Annotated in this window: 16 protein-coding genes; 14 read left to right on the top strand and 2 right to left on the bottom strand. The window is 67.1% G+C overall.

Annotated elements, in window-relative coordinates; all coding sequences use genetic code 11:
• Positions 1-193 precede the first annotated feature (193 nt).
• Complete coding sequence (gene fumC / locus HLH21_RS05825) at positions 194-1,645, top strand: class II fumarate hydratase (RefSeq protein WP_182942227.1); 1,452 nt, start codon at positions 194-196, stop codon at positions 1,643-1,645.
• A 23-nt stretch (positions 1,646-1,668) separates the two neighbouring features.
• On the opposite strand, the gene HLH21_RS05820 is transcribed toward fumC, so the two are convergent.
• Positions 1,669-3,117: a carbohydrate porin gene (locus HLH21_RS05820; protein WP_182942225.1), complete on the bottom strand. Its 1,449-nt coding sequence runs from the start codon at positions 3,115-3,117 to the stop codon at positions 1,669-1,671.
• Positions 3,118-4,003: 886 nt separating this feature from the next.
• Here HLH21_RS05820 and HLH21_RS05815 point away from each other — a divergent pair.
• The 10 genes from HLH21_RS05815 (at position 4,004) to HLH21_RS05770 (ending at position 15,472) form a co-directional block, all read left to right on the top strand.
• The gene (locus tag HLH21_RS05815) at positions 4,004-4,690 is read left to right on the top strand and encodes a gluconate 2-dehydrogenase subunit 3 family protein (protein WP_246379307.1); all 687 of its coding nucleotides are present in this window, start codon (positions 4,004-4,006) and stop codon (positions 4,688-4,690) included.
• Position 4,691: 1 nt separating this feature from the next.
• Complete coding sequence (locus tag HLH21_RS05810; protein ID WP_182942223.1) at positions 4,692-6,476, top strand: GMC family oxidoreductase; 1,785 nt, start codon at positions 4,692-4,694, stop codon at positions 6,474-6,476.
• On the top strand, positions 6,476-7,828 hold the full coding sequence (locus HLH21_RS05805; protein WP_182942221.1) for a c-type cytochrome: 1,353 nt from the start codon (positions 6,476-6,478) through the stop codon (positions 7,826-7,828). The genes HLH21_RS05810 and HLH21_RS05805 overlap by 1 nt, the downstream gene beginning before the upstream one ends.
• Before the next feature lie 142 nt (positions 7,829-7,970).
• Positions 7,971-8,414 (top strand): GlcG/HbpS family heme-binding protein, encoded by a 444-nt coding sequence (locus tag HLH21_RS05800; RefSeq protein WP_246379283.1) that lies wholly within the window; start codon positions 7,971-7,973, stop codon positions 8,412-8,414.
• 96 nt (positions 8,415-8,510) lie between these two features.
• Positions 8,511-9,167 (top strand): sorbitol dehydrogenase family protein, encoded by a 657-nt coding sequence (locus HLH21_RS05795; protein WP_182942219.1) that lies wholly within the window; start codon positions 8,511-8,513, stop codon positions 9,165-9,167.
• 3 nt (positions 9,168-9,170) lie between these two features.
• On the top strand, positions 9,171-10,829 hold the full coding sequence (locus HLH21_RS17220) for a GMC family oxidoreductase (RefSeq protein WP_182942217.1): 1,659 nt from the start codon (positions 9,171-9,173) through the stop codon (positions 10,827-10,829).
• Positions 10,826-12,241 carry a cytochrome c gene (locus HLH21_RS05785; RefSeq protein WP_182942215.1) on the top strand — a complete coding sequence of 472 codons (1,416 nt, stop codon included), beginning with the start codon at positions 10,826-10,828 and terminating at the stop codon, positions 12,239-12,241. Before HLH21_RS17220 ends, HLH21_RS05785 begins: the two co-directional genes overlap by 4 nt.
• Before the next feature lie 51 nt (positions 12,242-12,292).
• Positions 12,293-13,480, top strand: a complete 1,188-nt coding sequence (locus tag HLH21_RS05780) for an L-dopachrome tautomerase-related protein (RefSeq protein WP_182942213.1) — start codon at positions 12,293-12,295, stop codon at positions 13,478-13,480.
• Positions 13,481-13,541: 61 nt separating this feature from the next.
• The gene (locus HLH21_RS05775) at positions 13,542-14,618 is read left to right on the top strand and encodes a quinone-dependent dihydroorotate dehydrogenase (RefSeq protein ID WP_373319681.1); all 1,077 of its coding nucleotides are present in this window, start codon (positions 13,542-13,544) and stop codon (positions 14,616-14,618) included.
• On the top strand, positions 14,618-15,472 hold the full coding sequence (locus HLH21_RS05770; protein ID WP_182942355.1) for a TIGR01459 family HAD-type hydrolase: 855 nt from the start codon (positions 14,618-14,620) through the stop codon (positions 15,470-15,472). The genes HLH21_RS05775 and HLH21_RS05770 overlap by 1 nt, the downstream gene beginning before the upstream one ends.
• Before the next feature lie 21 nt (positions 15,473-15,493).
• On the opposite strand, the gene HLH21_RS05765 is transcribed toward HLH21_RS05770, so the two are convergent.
• Positions 15,494-16,078, bottom strand: a complete 585-nt coding sequence (locus HLH21_RS05765) for a YqgE/AlgH family protein (protein ID WP_182942211.1) — start codon at positions 16,076-16,078, stop codon at positions 15,494-15,496.
• A gap of 152 nt (positions 16,079-16,230) precedes the next feature.
• Here HLH21_RS05765 and HLH21_RS05760 point away from each other — a divergent pair, with 152 nt between their 5' ends.
• From HLH21_RS05760 to HLH21_RS05750, 3 genes are read left to right on the top strand one after another with little or no spacing between them, the layout of a single operon-like run.
• Entirely contained in the window at positions 16,231-16,989 is a 759-nt protein-coding gene (locus HLH21_RS05760; protein WP_182942209.1) for an SDR family NAD(P)-dependent oxidoreductase, read from the top strand.
• A 6-nt stretch (positions 16,990-16,995) separates the two neighbouring features.
• Entirely contained in the window at positions 16,996-17,946 is a 951-nt protein-coding gene (locus HLH21_RS05755) for a polyphosphate kinase 2 family protein (protein ID WP_182942207.1), read from the top strand.
• Entirely contained in the window at positions 17,946-18,407 is a 462-nt protein-coding gene (locus HLH21_RS05750; protein ID WP_182942351.1) for a DUF3465 domain-containing protein, read from the top strand. The genes HLH21_RS05755 and HLH21_RS05750 overlap by 1 nt, the downstream gene beginning before the upstream one ends.
• The last annotated feature ends 74 nt before the right edge of the window (positions 18,408-18,481 follow it).

Genomic DNA, 18,481 nt, shown 5'->3' with positions numbered 1-18,481 from the left:
GATGGAAAGGCGGTCCGTCCTGGTGGCGGGCCGCCTTTTTTGTTGTCCGCGCGCGGCGCATGTCGTGACGGATCCGCCTTCCCGTCGCCCGCGTTGAATGGACGACGGGCCATCGGCCCTGGTCGGTTCCGGGCCTGGGTCCACCGATCATCTCGCCAAGCTCGTCGGTGGAAATTGCGTATGGGAGGGCGACATGACGAACGAACCCCGGACCCTGTCCGATCTGCCGATCGGGCTGACGACGACCGGTGAACGGCAGGAGCACGATGCGCTGGGCGCGATCGCGGTTCCCGCCGATCGGTACTGGGGGGCGCAGACCCAGCGCAGCCTGGTCCATTTCTCGATCGGTACCGACCGGATGCCGCAAGAGCTGTGTCGTGCCTACGGAATCGTCAAGAAGGCGGCGGCGCTGGTGAACCTGGCCGATGGTCGCCTGCCGCGCTGGAAGGCCGACGCCATCATCCGCGCGGCGGACGAAGTGGCGGATGGCCGATTGGACGATCATTTTCCTCTATTCGTCTGGCAGACCGGTTCCGGCACCCAGACGAACATGAACGCCAACGAGGTCATCGCCAATCGCGCCATCCAGTTGCTGGGGGGCATGCCGGGCGCGCAGCAGCCGGTCCATCCCAATGATGACGTCAATATGGGCCAGTCCAGCAACGATACTTTTCCGACCGCGATGCATGTGGCGACGCTGCGGGCGGTGGACGAACGCCTGTCGCCGGAACTCGACGCCCTGGCCGGGGTGATCGAGGAACGGTCCGCGCGATGGAGCGATGTGGTGAAGATCGGGCGGACGCATCTGCAGGACGCCGTGCCGCTGACCGTAGGCCAGGAATGGTCGGGCTGGGCCCATCAGATCCGCGATGCGGCCGGCGGTGTGCAGGCGGCGCGGGGCGGCGTGCTGGAACTGGCGGCGGGCGGCACCGCCGTGGGCACGGGGCTGAACGCGCCGGCGGGCTTCGGCCCGGCGATCGCGGCGCGCATCGCCGAGCTGACGGGGGCCGGCTTCGTTACCGCGCCGAACAAGTTCGCGGCTCTTGGCGGCCTGGACGCCATGGTGCGGATGTCGGCGGCGCTGCGTGGCGTCGCGGTGGTGCTGATGAAAATCGCCAACGACATGCGCTGGCTGGGGTCGGGCCCCCGGTGCGGGCTGGCGGAACTGCGCCTGCCCGCCAACGAGCCCGGATCGTCGATCATGCCCGGCAAGGTCAACCCGACCCAGTGCGAGGCCCTGGTCATGATCTGCACCCAGGTGTTCGGCAACGATGCGGCGGTGGCGTTCGCCGGCAGCCAGGGACAGTTCGAGCTGAACGTCATGCGGCCGGTGGTGATTGCGAATGTGCTGCACGCGATCCGCATCCTGGCCGATGGCTGCCGGTCGTTCCGCCGGTATTCGGTCGAAGGCACCGAATTGAACCGCGAGCGCATCCGCCATTATGTCGAAGGCTCGGTGATGCTGGTGACGGCGCTGAGTCCCGTCATCGGGTATGATCGGGCCTCGGCCATCGCGCATGACGCCATGGCGCACGATGTGTCGCTGCGCGACGCCGCCCTGCGGTCCGGCGCGGTCGATGCCGAGACCTTCGATCGGCTGGTCAGGCCGATCGACATGGTCGGGTCCGGCGTCGCGGGCGCCTGAAAGGACCGGTGGGGTTCGGCCCGTCAGAAGATGGAGACGTAGGTCTTGAAGCCCAGCATCGCCGCATCGCGCAGGGCGTGCTGGCCGTTGGGGTTGAAATAATATTGGAAATCGGGCGCGAACGTCACGCCGCGCATGACATGGATGGCGTAGTTGAATTCGATGATCTCGGCATTGGTCTGCACGCCGGTGGCATGGTTGGGCAGGCCGGTCCTGTTCTGGGCCATCAGCAGGGCCTCGGTATTGCGGGTGCCCGGCGCGATGCTGGTGTAGGTGAAGGCCAGGCCGATGCTGTCCATGGGGCGGGCCGGCCAGAACCCGCGATTTTCAAGCGCCCCATACACTTCGAAATCACGGATCGCGGTCCGGGGGTCGTTGTAGATGAAGCCGGCCAGGAAGGTCAGGCCGGCCGCCGGCGAACTGCCTTTGTAATGGATCAGCTTCTGGTCGGTCATCATATAGGTCTGCCAGGAGTGCGGGTTCATCATCGCCGATCCGCCTGCCAGTGCGAACGGCCGGCCATTGACGTTGTAATAATTGTCGGGCCGGGAGACGTCCTCGTACGTGAAGCCGAATTTGTAATGGCCGGGCAGGTTGCCATGGGCGCCGAATTTCGGCTCCCACTGAAGTTCCACCGGCACGACGTAGCCGACGATGTTCGCGCCGTTCAGCTTGAAGCCGGTGCGGTGCTGGATGTTCATGTAGATGCCGTTTTCGGCGAAATACACGCCGGTCTGGATATACATGTCGGGGCGGGGCCGGCCCTTGATGCGGAACGCCCATGTCGAGGCCGGATAGGAACTGTAGAACGTGCTGTCGCTGGCGCCCTTGGGGCGACCGCACATCGAGTTGTTCATGAACTGGCAGAACAGCGGACTGGCGGCGAAATCCGAAAGTTGCGACATGCGGCCTCCGGCGAAATCCAGCCGCCCGCCCAGGATCGTTTCCTCGCCGTAGGCGGAGACGAAATGGACGGCGACGTTGCCGCCGCCGCCATAGATTTCGGAACTATGGGCCAGCCAGTCGCCGAACATGCGGTTGGCGGTGGTGCCATAGCGGCCGACGGTGATGACATGCGTGGAAAAGCCGCGTACGCCCGCCAGCTGCTCCCAGTTGATGTTCAGGTTGACCGAGTACTGCCCGGCATTGCTGGAGCCCTGGCGATAGTTGCCATAGCGGGGGCCACGGGTCGGCGGCGTAATCGCGCCGGCGAATTCGTTCGTATTGTCGAAATGGAACGAGATTCCACGATTTGTCAGCCACGATGTCATTCCGCCCGGATCGGTGAAGACCGATTCCGGTTGGGGCAGGGGGGGGACGGCGCTGGGCGGACCGGGGCGGTACGTGACATGGGGCGCCACGTACGACGCGCCATGGGCGCGGTGGATGTGCAGCTGGGACTCAGGCGCCGGCGGCAGCGCCGTCCTGTCCGGACTGGTCGGGTTTGACGCCGCCGTCGGGTCTGTCGCCATCGGCGATGCGGCCTGGGCCGGCGTAATCGGGGCTGTGGGGGCGGCGTGCGCCACGGGCGTGACGTATGCCCATGCCCAGGCGGAAAGTGCGGACACGGAAAGGGCGGCGAGCGTACGATTCATCATTTCGGGCATGTCACTTGCAGGGACAACGGCGACGGGGGAATATTTTTTGATTTTGTTTATTTCAGAAGGGGGCTTGTCGCCGCTCTTGTCAGTGGGTGTGGGTCATTTTTCACATTCCCCGATAACGAATAACGTTTTTTCGAAATAAAAGATCCCTGGGCGGATAAAGATCATTATGGGGGACGGATGTCCACCGGCTCCGCGACCGGCTTGGGCGGGCAGGTTTTGTTGGTTGATTGTCGGGGTAAGTGACGGAAGATATTGATTATATATATAAAATTCATTCTCGGAATTCTAAAATTAAATTTAATTTTATAAATCCCGGGGCCGATGGCCGGGCATGGTTGCAACGAAATAGGATAACGTTTGTGTGAGAATTTGACGGCGCGTCGCCGTCCATCCGGCGGATGCGCCCGGCTTTTCACCGTTCCCTCACATCCCGCGCACGGGGCGTGTTTGCAAGAGATTTATGATGGATCATGGACTTCTCGTAACGATGTGAATGTTATTTCAATGATCGCGGACATGTGAATCCGGCTTTCCGCGTCCGCCGGTGCGCCCTTGGGGGCGCGACAGACCGGCATTTGGCATGTTGCCACGGACGGGATTTCTGCTCTAGGCAGGCGCAGAAGCGGACACAACCGCGCGATCATCCACTAACAGATGAAAAGCTGTAGGGTTTCTTTGCCTGCCGGGGTGATGGTTTTTTAAAAGAGACGACGCCGCCTGCCGATGTTCCGGAGCCATAGACTTAATGACGATGCCCCCCCCCGACCCGTCTCGCCGGACCTTCATGCAGGGTCTGGCCGGCGCCGCCGCGCTGACCTCGACCGCGCTGCCGGTCCATTCCGCCCGTTCCGCCAGTGAACCGGCCTATTCCCCGACCTTCTTCACCCCGGCGGAATGGGCGTTCGTGCATGCCGCATGCGATCGCCTGATCCCGCAGGACGCGGTCGGTCCGGGCGCGATCGCCCTGGGGGTGCCGGAATTCATCGACCGGCAGATGGCCACGCCATACGCTTTTGGAAAATCGTGGTATATGCAGGCACCTTTCGTTCAGGGTCCGGCCAACCTCGGCTACCAGCTTCCCTATGCGCCGCGCGACATCTATCGCAAGGGCATTGCCGGGGCCGCGGCATTCGTCCAGGCGAAATACGGCAAGGCGTTCCAGGACCTGGATGCCGCCACCCGCGATTCCATCCTGACCGGCTTCGAGACGGGCGACACGCTGTTCGGCGACCTGCCGGCCAAGGTCTTCTTCGCGCAGCTTCTGGGCAACACCATGGAAGGGGCGTTCTCCGACCCCAGCCACGGGGGTAACAAGGGGCTGGGGGGATGGACGACGATCGGCTTCCCGGGCGCGCGGGCCGACTTCATGGATTGGGTCGATCAGTACGGCAAGCCGTATCCTCTCGGCACCGTGTCGATCTCCGGAGAAACAGCCTGATATGGCAAGCATAAAGATGAAACCCGTCGATGCGGTGGTGATCGGCGGCGGATGGGCGGGCTCGATCCTGGCCAAGGAACTGACCGAGGCCGGACAGACCGTCGTCATGCTGGAGCGCGGCGCCGACCGCAGCACGGCCAGCGACGGCGCCTACCCTGGTTCGATCGACGAGCTGGAGGGGAATTTCCGGCACAAGATTTTTCAGAATCTGTCGAAAACTTCAGTTACAATCCGTAATTCGTCCGACCAGACGGCGCTTCCCTATCGCCAGATGGCGGCGTTCCTGCCGGGCGAGGGGGTCGGGGGCGCCGGCCTGCACTGGTCGGGGGTGCATTTTCGCATGCCGCCCGACGATCTGATCCTGCGGACGAAGGTGAAGGAAAAATACGGCGAGAAATTCATCCCCGAGGGGATGAATCTTCAGGACTACGGCGTGACCTATGACGATCTGGAACCGTTCTTCGACAAGGCGGAGAAAGTCTTCGGCACGTCGGGCGAGGCCTATACGGTCAACGGGCAGGTCGTCGGCAAGGGCAACGTCTTCGCCCCGTCGCGGTCCGACCATTTCCCGCTGCCGGCGCTGAAGGATGTCTACGGCGCCAACATGTTCCGCAAGGCCGCCGAGGAGGTGGGGTTCCATCCCTATGCCATGCCGGCGGCCAACGCCTCGGCGCAGTACACCAACCCCTATGGCGTTCAGATGGGGCCATGCAATTTCTGCGGATATTGCAGCGGCTATGCCTGCTACATGTATTCGAAGGCATCGCCCAACGTGAACATCCTGCCGGCGCTGCGCCCCGATCCGAACTTCGAGCTGCGTACCGAAGCGCATGTCCTGCGTGTCGAGCTTGACGGCACGAAGACCAGGGCGACGGGCGTGACCTATCTGGACCGGAACGGGAACGACGTGTTCCAGCCGGCCGAACTGGTGATCGTCAGCGCGTTCCAGTTCCACAATGTGCACCTGATGCTGCTGTCGGGCATCGGCAAGCCGTATGATCCGGTTGCGAACGAAGGCGTCGTGGGGCGCAATTTCGTCTACCAGAACGTGACCACCACCACCGCCTGGTTCGATAAATCGGTTTATACGAACCAGTTTATCGGGACAGGCGGCGGCGGGGTCGCCTTCGACGATTTCAACAGCGAGAATTTCGACCATGGGCCGCTGGGCTTTATCGGCGGGTCGCCGGTCTGGGTGAACCAGGCGGGCATCAAGGGCATCGCCGCCGCCAAGATCGGCGGGCCGCCGGGCACGCCGCACTGGGGCTCGGCCTGGAAGAAGGCTATGGTGGACACCTACCAGCATTCGGTTCGCATGGACGCGCACGGCACCAACATGGCCTATCGCGACGTGTACCTGGACCTGGACCCGACCTGGAAGGACGCGTACGGCATGCCGATGCTGCGTATGACCTTCGACTGGAAGGACAACGACATCCGCATGAACCGGTATGTCGTCAGCCAGATCGCCAAGGTGACGAAGGCCATGGGGGCGCGCGACGTGCATCTGGGCCAGCGCCAGCCGGGCGAGCATTTCGACACGCGCTTCTACCAGACCACGCATCTGGCGGGTGGGGCGGTGATGGGCGACGACCCGAAGACCAGCGCCCTGAACCGGTACCTGCAAAGCTGGGACGTGTCGAACGTGTTCGTCATCGGCGCCAATGCCTTCCCGCAGGGCACCGGCTACAACCCGACCGGCATGGTCGCGGCACTTGCCTACTGGTCGGCGCACCATATTCGCACGACCTACCTCAAGAACCCCGGCCCGCTGGTGCAGCTGTGATGAGACATTTCAAGCGGGGCGTCGCCGCGGCCCTGTTCGGCGGGCTGGGCGTTGCGCTGGCCGGATGGCCGGCCATGCTTCCCCCGGCCCGCGCGCAGGCCCCGGCCGCCGCCGCGCCCGGCCTGGTCGCGCAGGGCGAATATGTCGCGCGTGCGTCCGATTGCGTGGCCTGCCACACGGCGCCGGGCGGTGTGCCCTTCGCCGGCGGCCTGCCCTTTGCCTTGCAGATGGGCACCATCTACGCGCCGAACATCACGCCCGACCCCCAGACCGGCATCGGCCGATATACCGAGGCCGAGTTCGCCCGCGCGGTGCGCGAGGGCGTGCGGCGCGACGGAGCGTCGCTGTATCCGGCGATGCCGTTTCCCTCCTACGCCCGGATGACGGACGCCGACATCCACGCGCTGTATGTCTATTTCATGCAGGGGGTGAAGCCGGTCGCCAGCACGGTGAAGGCCAATAGCCTCCCCTGGCCACTGTCCATGCGCTGGCCGCTGATCGGCTGGCGGATGATGTTCGCGCCGTCGGTCAAGGACGCGCAGGCCAAAAGCGCGCGCCCGTTCGACGACCCGGTCCTGGCCCGTGGCGCCTACCTGGTGGAAGGTCCGGGCCATTGCGGCGCGTGCCACACCCCGCGTGGCATCACCATGCAGGAAGTCGCCCTGACCGGCGCGGACGGAACCCGTTTCCTGTCCGGCGGCGGCGTCATCGACGGGTGGATCCCGACCAGCCTGCGTGGCGAGAACCGCACCGGCCTGGGCCGCTGGAGCGAAGACGATATCGTCGAATTCCTCAAGACCGGCCGCATCCGGCGCGGTTCCGCCTTCGGCGGCATGTCGGACGCGGTGGGGCACGGCACGCAGCATCTGACGGACGAGGACCTGCACGCGATCGCCCGCTATCTGAAGTCGCTGCCGCCCCACGATACGACGCAGACGCCGTGGCGCTATGACGCGACGCTGGCGACGGCGCTGCATGCGGGCGACCTGTCGGCCCGTGGCGCGCGCACCTATGTCGATAACTGCGCGGCCTGTCACCGGACCGACGGACAGGGCTACCCGACCGTGTTCCCGCCGCTGGCGGGCAACCCGGTGGTGATGGACAAGGCGCCGGATTCGCTGATCCACATCGTTCTGACAGGCGATATTCTGCGCGCCACGCACCAGGCGCCGTCCGCCTTCGTCATGCCGGGCTTCGCCACCCGGCTGTCCGACGAGAAAGTGGCTGATGTCGTCAGCTTTATTCGCAAGGCGTGGGGCAACGACGCGGCGCCGGCGACGGCGCAGGACGTGGCCCGCGTACGCAAGGCCCTGCCCAGGACGGAAGGCGACGCGGCAGTGCCGCTGAACTGAGCGGAATGATCCGGACAGCCCGTCCTTTCGCGGGGGCGGGCTGTCCCGTTTTCAGCACGTCTTGCGAAGCCCCCTGGAAATCATGATGAATAAAAAGCATTTTTTAATATCGTTTCTCGCGGGGGCGGCTACGGTCCTGCCCATGATTCGCCAGAACGACGCCGTGGCCCGCGAGGCCGGCACCCTGACGCTGGAGCAGGCCCGCGCCATGGCCCGCGCCGCCGAAGGGAAGGCCGTCGAAAACCACACCTCGGTCGCGGTGACGGTGGTCGATGGCGGCGGACATCCGATTTTGGTGGAGCGGATGGAGGGCGCGCAACTGGCCAGCCTGACCCTGGCCGAGCGCAAGGCCCGCAGCGCCGTCTTCTACAAAAGGCCTTCCAGCGCCTTCGAACAGGCCCTGGCGGGCGGGAAGATGGCCGTGCTGGCCCTGCCCGACGCCATGCCGGCGGCGGGCGGCATTCCCGTTTTGCAGGACGGCCGGCCTGTGGGCGCCATCGGGGTCAGCGGCGGGTCCAACGCCCAGGACGAGATGGCCGCCGAAGCCGGCATGGCGACGCTGCCCGCCGCCCCCGGCCCGAACTAGGCCCCCTTCCGAAATGCCCTGCCGCCCGGCGCATGAATGCCCATCACGCCCGTCGCGCGGCGCACGACACACGGCCTCCGCTGGAGTGACAAGACGATGAGCGACCCTTTACGGACCGGCCCCGATACGGTCGAACCTCCGCCCGGCGTCAGCCGCCGGACCCTGATGATGGCGACGGCGGCGGCCGGCGTATCGACCCTGGCGCCCGACATGCTGGCCCCCGGCCAGGCGGCGGCGCGCGTGCCGAGTGCGGACGAGGCCCGTTTCCTTGCCGTATCCAGGGCCGTGACGGGCCATCAGGACCTGAACCCCGACATCGCGACGCGCCTGTTCGCGGCCATGGTTCGGACTTTCCCTGGTTATGGCGCCAGGATCGAGGCCCTGTCGCACGTGGTCGGGGCCGGCGGCACGCCCGAGGAAATCCTGGCCCGTGCCGAGGAAGCCAATCAGCGGCAGACGATGCTGGGCCTGGTCGCGGCCTGGTTCACCGGGTCGGTGCAGGACAGGACCAATGCGCCGATGGTCGCCTATCACGACGCGCTGATGTACCGGCCCACCCGCGACGCCCTGCCGGTGCCGACCTACTGCTTCGCGGCCCCCGCCTGGTGGACCGAGGCGCCGCCGCCGCTGGGCGTGCCGGTTGCGTCGCCCGTCCCGGTTCCCGCCCCGGCGCCGCCGCCGGTCGGTATCCAGTCCCCGCCGCCGCCGCAGTCGAAGATCCTGCCCACCAAGCCCCCCGCGAAGGAACACTGATCCGTGGCGCATCCCAGTTTTTCCGGTTCCGGCGACGTCACGGCCGATGTCGTCATCGTTGGTTCCGGCGTTGTCGGGGCGGTTATCGCCCACCAGTTGGCCGCGGCCGGACATTCCGTCGTGATGCTGGAAGCCGGATTGCGGCTGAAGCGGTCCGACATCGTCGAGAACTGGCGGAACATGTCGTTCCACAACCGGGTCCATTCGGATTTCCAGGGCCTGTATCCGCAGGCGCCGCTGGCCCCGGCGCCGCTGTACTTCCCCGCGAACGATTATGTCGGGCTCAGTGGGCCGGACGGTTCGGCGTTCCAGCAGGGCTATCTGCGAACTGTCGGCGGCACGACCTGGCACTGGGCCGCGTCCTGCTGGCGGCATCTGCCGGCCGATTTCCGGATGAAGACCAATTACGGCGTCGGCCGTGACTGGGCGATTTCCTACGACGATCTGGAACCCTATTACTGCCGCGCCGAGGAGGCGATGGGCGTTTCCGGCCCGCACGATCCGGACCTGCAATCCCCGCGCGAGCGCAGCCGCCCGTATCCGCGCGACATGATCCCGTTCGGCTATGGCGATCGCCGCGTGGCCGAACTGGTCAACCCGCATGGCTTCCGCCTGGTTCCCATTCCGCAGGGGCGCAGCATCCAGCCGTTCGAGGACCGTCCGTCGTGCTGCGGCAACAACAACTGCCAGCCGATCTGCCCGATCGGCGCGATGTACAACGGCATCCAGCATGTCGTGAAGGCCGAGGATGCCGGCGCGGTGGTGCTGGACCAGGCCGTCGCGTACCGCATCGACACCGACGAGAAAAACCGTGTGACCGCCATCCATTGGTATGACGCGGAGAGGAAATCGCACAAGGCGACGGGCCGTACCTTCGTCCTGGCCTGCAACGGCATCGAGACGCCGCGCCTGCTGCTGCTGGCGGCGAACGAACGCAACCCCACCGGCATCGCCAATTCGTCCGACCAGGTCGGGCGGAACATGATGGACCATTCGGGCGTGCACGCCACGTTCCTGGCCAACGAGCCGCTGTGGTTCGGGCGTGGCCCGGCGCAGAGCAGCTGCATCGTCGGCCCGCGCGACGGCGGGTTCCGCAGCAGCTATTCCGCCAACAAGATGATCCTGAACAATATCAGCCGTGTCGGCCCCGCGACGCAGCAGGCGCTGGAACTGGGCCTGGTCGGGCAGGCGCTGGAAGACGAGATCCGCCGGCGCGCGGCCTGCGGCGTGGATCTGTCGGTCAGTCTGGAGCCGCTGCCCGACCCGGACAACCGCCTGACGTTGAGCAGGACGCGGCGTGATCCGCTGGGCCTGGCCTGCCCGGACATCCATTACGATGTCGGCGAGTACGTTCGCAAAGGCGCGGTTGCCGCCGCCGAGCAGATCAAGCAGGTGGCGGGCCTGCTGGGGGGGACGGAACTGCGCGTCACCACCTCGTTCAACGCCAACAACCATATCATGGGCGGCGCCATCATGGGCAGCGACCCGAAGGATTCGGTGGTCGATGGCGATTGCCGCGCGCATGACCATGCGAACCTGTGGCTGCCCGGCGGCGGCGCCATGCCGTCGGCCAGCGTCGTGAACACGACGTTGAGCATGGTGGCGCTGGGGATCAAGGCCGCCGATTCGATGCAGGCCGATTTCCAGGGAGGCCGGGCATGATCGGCAAGGGTCGGGCCGCCTGGGGCCGATATGTGCTGGGCCCCGCGCTGGGCGTGATGTCGATGACCGGCGTCGCCCTGGCGCAGGATGCGGGCGGAGACGCGGCGCTGGTCGCGCGCGGGCGCTATCTGGCGACCGCCGCCGACTGCGCCGCCTGTCACACCACGCCGCACGGCGGCAGGCCGTTCGCCGGCGGCTATGGCATCGCCTCGCCACTGGGGTCGATCTATGCGGCGAACATCACGCCGTCGAAGGTCGCGGGCATCGGCGCCTATACCGAGGCCCAGTTCGGCCGCGCGGTGCGCGAGGGTATTCGCGGCGATGGCGCGCGCCTCTACCCGGCGATGCCCTACACGTCCTACGCCAGGCTGACGGACGCGGACATCCATGCCCTGTATGTGTATTTCATGCAGGAGGTCCGTCCGGTCGACGAACGGCCGCCGGCGACGCATCTGCCGTTCCCGTTCAACCTGCGTTTCTCGATGATGGTCTGGAACGCGCTGTACCTGGACAATACGCGCTTCGCGCCCGATCCGGCCAAGTCGGCCGAGGTCAATCGCGGGGCGTACCTGGCCATCGGGCTGGGGCATTGCGACACCTGCCATACGCCGCGCAACGTGATGATGGCCGAAATCGGCGGCAAGGAACTGGGCGGTGCGTCGCTGGGGGCCTGGATCGCGCCGAACATCACGCCCGACCCGGTCAGCGGCATCGGCAACTGGAGCAGCGACGATCTGTTCCGCTACCTGAAGACCGGCGACGTCCCCGGCAAGGCCCAGGCGGCCGGCCCGATGGCCGAGGCGATCGAGCACAGCTTCCAGTATCTGACCGATGACGATTTGAAGGCGATCGTGGCCTATGTCCGGCAGGTGCCCGCCCTCCGCGACGCGGCCGACAGCCGGCCGCGCGAGTCCTTCGGCATGGCGTCGGGCCGTGAGGCCGCCCTGCGTGGCGTATCCGGCACGCTGGACAATGGCGAGAAGATCTTCTCCGGCGATTGCGCGGCCTGCCATCAGCCCGGCGGCCAGGGCAGCCGGGACAGCTATTATCCGCAGCTGTTCCACAATACGGCGACCGGGGCCTCGACCCCCGACAACCTGATCGCCGCCATCGTGGAGGGCGTTGACCGGACGGTGGGCGGCCAGCATGTCTTCATGCCCGGCTTTTCGCACGGGTCCTATGTCGATGAACTGTCGGATCAGGATGTCGCCGACGTTGGCAACTATGTGCTGACGCACTTCGGCAACCCGGCGGTGAAGATCTCGGCGGCCGATGTGGCGTCGATCCGCCACGGGGGGCCGAAGCCCTTGCTGGCGCGGGTAGGGGGCTACATCGTGCCGGCGCTGGCGGGGGCGGTGGTCGTGCTGCTGGCGCTGGTCGGGCTGGTGGTGGCCCGGCGGCGCAGGGGCTGATCGCGGGGGCAGGGACGCCCCGTCCCCGCAGGAAGGAAGGATGGAAGCGGAATGAAACGTCGATCGGTTCTGGGCGTCGCGGCGCCGCTGGTGCTGGCCGCCGCCACACGGGCGGCCCGGGCGGCCCCTCCGGCCACGCTGGCCACCAATACCGATCACGGGTTCAATTCCGCGGGCGCCTTCGAGATCGTGGCGGAATTCGACGATCCCGGCCCCTCCGGCGTGGCGCTGACGCCGGGCGGGCGGCTGTTCGTGGGCTTTCCCCGCCACGCCGTCAATCACAAGGGGGCGACCCTGGCCGAGCTGAAGGACGGGACGCTGCATCCCTACCCCGACGCGGCGACCAGCCTGCCCTCGGACCGCCGGCCGGCCGACCGGCTGGTGTCGGTCCATGGCATGACGACCGACAGCCGGGGCCGGCTGTGGATGATCGACGACGGCAAGCTGGCCGGACTGCCGCTGCAACCGGGGGCGGCGAAGATCGTGGGGATCGACCCCGCGACCGACCGGATCTTCGCCAGCATCGTCCTGACCGCGCCGACCCTGCGGCCCGAAAGCCATATGAACGACCTGCGGGTCGATCTGACGCACGGGGCGCAGGGCACGGTGTTCGTGACCGATTCCTCGTTCGGGTCCACGCCCGCGCTGGTCGTGGTCGATATCGCCACCGGGCGGCAGCGCCGGGTGCTGGCCCACCATCCCTCGACGCAGGTCGAGGCTGGATTCATGGCGGTGGTCGAAGGCCGGCCCCTGGCGTTCGATCCGAAACATCCCGCCTTCGTGTCCGGGGGAGCGGACGGCGTCACCCTCAGCCCCGACAGCGCGCTGCTCTATTACTGTCCGCTGACCAGCCGGCGGCTGTACGGCATCCCGACCGCGATCCTGGCCGATTTCACGAAGACCGATGAGGATCTGGCGCAGGCAGTCCGCGACCTGGGCGAAAAGGGCGTGGCGGACGGCCTGGCCACCGACCCGCAAGGCCGGATCTACACCACCAATTTCGAACATGACGCGATCTTCCGGCGCAACACGGACGGCACGTTCGACACCATCGTCCGCGACCCGCGGGTGCTGTCGCCCGATGGCATCTTCGTCTTCGGCCCGCATGTCTATTGCACCCTGGGGCAGTGGAACCGCCTGGCCGGCTTCAATGGCGGCCATGACCTGCGGGCGCCGCCCTACTACCTGATCCGCTGTCCGATCGACGCGGCCGTACCCGTCAGCAGCCAGCCGGCCTGAGCGTCGGGGTTTGTGGGCGGGGCTCTTTCCTTGGCGGGGGATATACGGCAAAAATCCCGCCATGATGGATATTGTGTCGCGCATGATGATGCCGCTGGTGCGGCGGCTCGATCCCGAGGACGCGCATCGCCTCGCCCTGAACGCCCTTCTGCTGGGCCTGGGCGGCGGGGATGGGTCCGGAGGAGATGACCCGGCGCTGGCGGTGCGGGCCATGGGCCTGCGCTTCGCCAACCCGATCGGGATCGCCGCCGGGTTCGACAAGAACGCCCTGGTGGTGCGGCCGCTGGCCCGCGCGGGCTTCGGCTTCGTCGAGGCCGGGACTGTCACCCCGCGCTCGCAGGCCGGAAACCCGCGTCCCCGCCTGTTCCGGCTGGAGGAAGACCGGGCGATCATCAACCGCATGGGCTTCAACAACCAGGGCATCGACCGGTTCGCGGTGCGGATGGCGCGCCTGCATCGCGTGGCGCCGTCCGGCCGTCATGCCGGCGCGCGGGTGCCGGTCGGGGCCAATCTGGGCATCAACAAGGTCGGCGCCGACCCCGATCGCGACTATCCGCTGCTGGTCGGCCGGGTGAAGCACTACGCCGATTATATCGTCATCAACCTGTCCTCGCCCAACACGCCGGGCCTGCGCGACCTGCAGAACGCCGCGCGGCTCCAGACCCTGTTGCAGGCGATCGCCGAGGCGCATCCCGACCGGCCGCCGCTGCTGGTCAAGCTGTCGCCGGACCTGGCGCCGGACGAGATCGGCCCCATCGTCGAGGCCGCGATCGCCGGCGGCGCGCAGGGGCTGACGGTGACCAACACCACCATCTCGCGCCCCGCCGATCTGCGTAGCGTCCATGCCGGGGAATCCGGCGGGCTGTCCGGCCGCCCGCTGCGCGCCCGCGCGATGGAGGTGTTCCGCGAGGTCGCGCGGGCGGCCTCGGGTCGGCTGACGCTGGTGGCCTGCGGCGGCATCGAGACCGGGGCCGACATCGTGGATCGCATCCGGGCGGGGGCCGACCTGATCCAGCTCTACAGCGCCTTCGCCTATGAAGGGCCGTCCATCCTGCGCCGCCTGAAGCGCGAGACCGTGCGGGCCCTGAACGCCGAAGGGTTCGAGACGCTGGCCGACGCGAAGGGAACCGCACGGTGATGCAGACGCTGGACGATTTCGCCCCCCTGGCGGCGCGCTACGACGGCTTTATCGTCGATCTGTGGGGCGTGGTCCACGATGGCGTGGCCCCCTATCCGGGCGCGCCGGACTGCCTTGCCCGGCTGCGCGGGATGGGGCGCCGGGTGGTGCTGCTGTCCAACGCGCCGCGCCGGGTCGACGTGGTGCGCGAGGGCCTGCGCGCCATGGGGGTGGCGGACGACCTGTACGACGGGATCATGACCAGCGGCGAATATACGCGCGGCCTGCTGCATGGCCGGACCGATCCCTGGTTCGCCGGGCTAGGCCGGCGCATGTTCCATATCGGCGCGCCGAAGGATTTCAACCTGTTCGAGGGGCTGGACCTGGAACAGGTGACCGATCCGGCGTCGGCGGATTTCATCCTCAATACCGGCCCGGACCAGGAGCGCGGCGAAAACGATCCCGCGCCCTATCTGCTGGTGCTGGCGGCGTGTGCCGCGCATGGGTTGAAGATGATCTGCGCCAACCCGGACATGGAGGTCATCCGGGGCGGCCGCCGCCTGATCTGTGCCGGGCTGCTGGCCAGCCTGTATGAACAGAAGGGGGGCGAGGTCCGCTGGATCGGCAAGCCGTATCCCGAGGTCTACGGGCCGGTGCTGGACATGCTCGCCATGCCGCGCGGCCGGGTCCTGGCCGTGGGCGACGCGCTGGCCACCGACATGCGCGGCGCGCGGGGGGCCGGGGTGGATGGCTGCTGGGTCCTGGGCGGCATCCATCAGGAAATGATCGGCGATGACGCTGACCTGGCGCGGGCCGAGGCCAGGGCCGCCGGCCTGACGCCGGTTGCGACGGTTCCCGGTTTCCGCTGGTCGTAGCGCCGTTCGGGGGCTTTGCCTTCAGGCGTGCCCGGCGACGATGCTCAGGCGCATGGGGTCCAGATGGATGGCGGCCAGCGCCTGCCGCCATTTGGCGGCGTGATCGCTCCCGAAGACGATCGCATCGCTGGCCGGAGCGGGCAGCCACGCATTCTGGTGGATGATTTGCTCTTCCAGTTCGTCGTCCTGCCAACTGACATGGCCCAGCGCCAGCAGGGCGCGGCGGGGGCCGGCGCCCTCGGCGATGTCCTTCAGCACGTCCAGGCTGGCGGTCAGGATGGTGCTGTCATCCACGGCCAGGCTGCCGTCACCGGTCCAGTCCGCCGAATGCAGGACGAAGCCCCGGCTGCTGTCCGTCGGGCCGCCCACGCAGAGATCGATCCGGCCGCGCGGCGGCACCGGGGCGATGCCCAGTTGTTCGAATACGTCATCCAGCCCCGGCTGCGGCAGTCGGCGATTGACCACCAGGCCCATGGCGCCCTGTCCCGGGACATGCGCGCACAGATAGACGACGCTGCGCGCGAAGGGGCTGTCCGCGAGGGCAGGGGTGGCGACCAGCAGGGATCCGGTCAGGGTATCGGCCGATGTCGGGGGATAGGGGAACATCCCTTCAGATAGAAACGGAACCGCCGGGTTTGGCAACCATTGCGTGCCCGATTTGCGACCTTGCCGGGATTGGCGCTTTAATGCGGGCATGGACAATCGGGTTTCGTGCGCCAGGCGATGCGGCGGGCGGACCAGGACGCAGGAGCAGCGTGATGGTGACGACGGTACTGGTGACGGGGGCAACGGCCGGGTTCGGCAAGGCGATCGCCGAACGGCTGGTGCGGGACGGCTACCGCGTGATCGCGACGGGCCGCCGGCAGGCCCGGCTGGACGAACTGGCGGCCGCGCTGGGGCCGGCCCTGCTGCCGTTCGTGCTGGACATGACCGATTCCGCCGCGGTGGAGGCTCTGCCCGGCAGCCTGCCCGACGGCTGGCGGCAGGTCGATGTCCTGATTAACAATGCCGGCCTTGCGCTGGGCCTGGACAAGGCGCAGCAGGCCTCGGTCGAGGACTGGCAGCGGATGATCGCCACCAACGTGACCGGCCTGGTCGAAATCACGCGCGCGCTGCTGCCGGGCATGGTCGAGCGCAACCGGGGCCACGTCATTTCCATCGGCAGCACGGCGGGCACCTACCCCTATCTGGGGGCGAACGTGTATGGCGCCAGCAAGGCGTTCGTGTCGCAGTTCATGCGGAACCTGCGCTGCGACCTGCTGGGCACGCACGTGCGCGCCACCAATCTGGAGCCCGGCCTGTGCGGCGGCAGCGAATTCAGCAACGTGCGCCTGCGCGACGATGCGAAGGCGGCGGCGGTCTATGAAGGGACGCATCCGATCCAGCCCGAGGACATCGCCGAAACCGTGTCGTGGGTCCTGGGCCTGCCCGCCCATGTGAATATCAACCGCATCGAGATGATGCCGACCTGTCAGGCATCGGCCGGCCTTGCGGTCGTGAAGGGCCTGGGGGACTGATACCCCATGGTGGCACACGCCGACCTGCGGGCGCTGCTGGCCCATTGCCGGGTCGAGAACGGCGAACATTTCGACCCGGCCCACCACCCGGCGCGGACCGCGATCGAGGGGATGAGCAAGGCGGACGGCAAGCATCTGCTGCGCCAGGGGGTCAAGCGCCTGGCCGAACTGCAAGGCCTGCTGTACGCCAACGGGACATGGTCGCTGCTGGTCGCGTTGCAGGCCATGGATGCCGGCGGCAAGGACGGGATGATTAAGCACGTCATGTCCGGGGTGAACCCCCAGGGCGTGACGGTCACCTCGTTCAAGCAGCCGGGGCCGGTGGAACTGGCGCACGACTATCTGTGGCGGGTGCATCTGGCGGCGCCTTCCGGCGGACGGATCGGCATCTTCAACCGCAGCCATTACGAGGAAGTCCTGGTGACGCGGGTGCATCCGGAACTGCTGGTCAGGCAGAAGATCCCGGCGGCGCTGCGTACGTCCGCGATCTGGGACGAACGGTACCGCGACATCCGGCATTTCGAACAGTACCTGTCGGGGCAGGGAACCGTGGTGCTGAAATTCTTCCTCAACGTCTCGAAGGAGGAGCAGCGCAAACGCTTTCTCCAGCGGATCGACGAGGACGACAAGCACTGGAAATTCTCGGCCGGCGACGCGCGCGAGCGCGACTATTGGGATGCGTACCAGCACGCCTATCATGACGCGATCAGGCACACGGCGCGCCCCTGTGCGCCGTGGATCGTCATCCCCGCCGACCGGAAATGGCTGGCGCGGATCCTGGTGGTGGAAACCATCATCCAGGCTCTGGAATCGCTGGACATGACCATTCCCGATCCGGCGCCCGACATCGTCCCGCAGATGGACGGCATCCGCGCGAAGCTGGAGGCCGAGGCGCCGAAGGCCGGGCATCGCGCCCACCCGCACCTGGCGGACGACATCCGGAAAGGGACGACATGATGCGATATATGGCCGGAATCGTGGGGGTGCTGGCCCTGACTGGCGGACTGCTGGCAGGGGCCCCGGCCCACGCACAGGAGGCGATCGGGCCGGCCTGCGACAATCGGCATTTCCTGGCGGTGCAGCAGGGGTTCGAAAGCGGATCGCTGCGCGGCGACCGGCCGGTGCATGTCTGCGGCCGCGTGCTGGCGGTCTCGCGCCCGAAACGGACCCGCAGCGGGTGGCATGGCTATTTCTACGTCGATGTCGGGGCGGGGGTGTCGATTCGCATCGTCTCCGACCTCGACAGGATGGCGGCGCCGCGCTGGCCCTGGGTCGCGAAGGGGGACATGGCCGACGTCGTCGGCCGGTACTATTACGACAATCCGCGCAGCCAGGGCATCGACTGGACCCATCACGGCACCGGCCGCAAATGGGGCATGGAAGGATATGTCGCCGTCAACGGCAGCCGGTACCAGTAATACCGGGCGGCAAAAGGTCGGGCTTTGTCCGAACCCACCAGGGCCACAAGAAAAAGGGCCGCCCGGTGATGCAC

The sequence above is a fragment of the Gluconacetobacter johannae genome (assembly GCF_014174305.1).
Lineage (GTDB): Bacteria > Pseudomonadota > Alphaproteobacteria > Acetobacterales > Acetobacteraceae > Gluconacetobacter > Gluconacetobacter johannae.
The sequence above is the reverse complement of the archived record's forward strand: the minus strand, read 5'-3'. Positions and strand labels throughout refer to the sequence as shown.

Coding starts and splice junctions, on each gene's coding strand:
- fumC (WP_182942227.1), top strand. CDS start 194: ATGACGAACGAACCCCGGACCCTGTCCGATCTGCCGATCGGGCTGACG.
- HLH21_RS05820 (WP_182942225.1), bottom strand. CDS start 3,117: ATGGCGACAGACCCGACGGCGGCGTCAAACCCGACCAGTCCGGACAGG.
- HLH21_RS05815 (WP_246379307.1), top strand. CDS start 4,004: ATGCCCCCCCCCGACCCGTCTCGCCGGACCTTCATGCAGGGTCTGGCC.
- HLH21_RS05810 (WP_182942223.1), top strand. CDS start 4,692: ATGGCAAGCATAAAGATGAAACCCGTCGATGCGGTGGTGATCGGCGGC.
- HLH21_RS05805 (WP_182942221.1), top strand. CDS start 6,476: ATGAGACATTTCAAGCGGGGCGTCGCCGCGGCCCTGTTCGGCGGGCTG.
- HLH21_RS05800 (WP_246379283.1), top strand. CDS start 7,971: ATGATTCGCCAGAACGACGCCGTGGCCCGCGAGGCCGGCACCCTGACG.
- HLH21_RS05795 (WP_182942219.1), top strand. CDS start 8,511: ATGAGCGACCCTTTACGGACCGGCCCCGATACGGTCGAACCTCCGCCC.
- HLH21_RS05785 (WP_182942215.1), top strand. CDS start 10,826: ATGATCGGCAAGGGTCGGGCCGCCTGGGGCCGATATGTGCTGGGCCCC.
- HLH21_RS05780 (WP_182942213.1), top strand. CDS start 12,293: ATGAAACGTCGATCGGTTCTGGGCGTCGCGGCGCCGCTGGTGCTGGCC.
- HLH21_RS05775 (WP_373319681.1), top strand. CDS start 13,542: ATGATGGATATTGTGTCGCGCATGATGATGCCGCTGGTGCGGCGGCTC.
- HLH21_RS05770 (WP_182942355.1), top strand. CDS start 14,618: ATGCAGACGCTGGACGATTTCGCCCCCCTGGCGGCGCGCTACGACGGC.
- HLH21_RS05765 (WP_182942211.1), bottom strand. CDS start 16,078: ATGTTCCCCTATCCCCCGACATCGGCCGATACCCTGACCGGATCCCTG.
- HLH21_RS05760 (WP_182942209.1), top strand. CDS start 16,231: ATGGTGACGACGGTACTGGTGACGGGGGCAACGGCCGGGTTCGGCAAG.
- HLH21_RS05755 (WP_182942207.1), top strand. CDS start 16,996: ATGGTGGCACACGCCGACCTGCGGGCGCTGCTGGCCCATTGCCGGGTC.
- HLH21_RS05750 (WP_182942351.1), top strand. CDS start 17,946: ATGCGATATATGGCCGGAATCGTGGGGGTGCTGGCCCTGACTGGCGGA.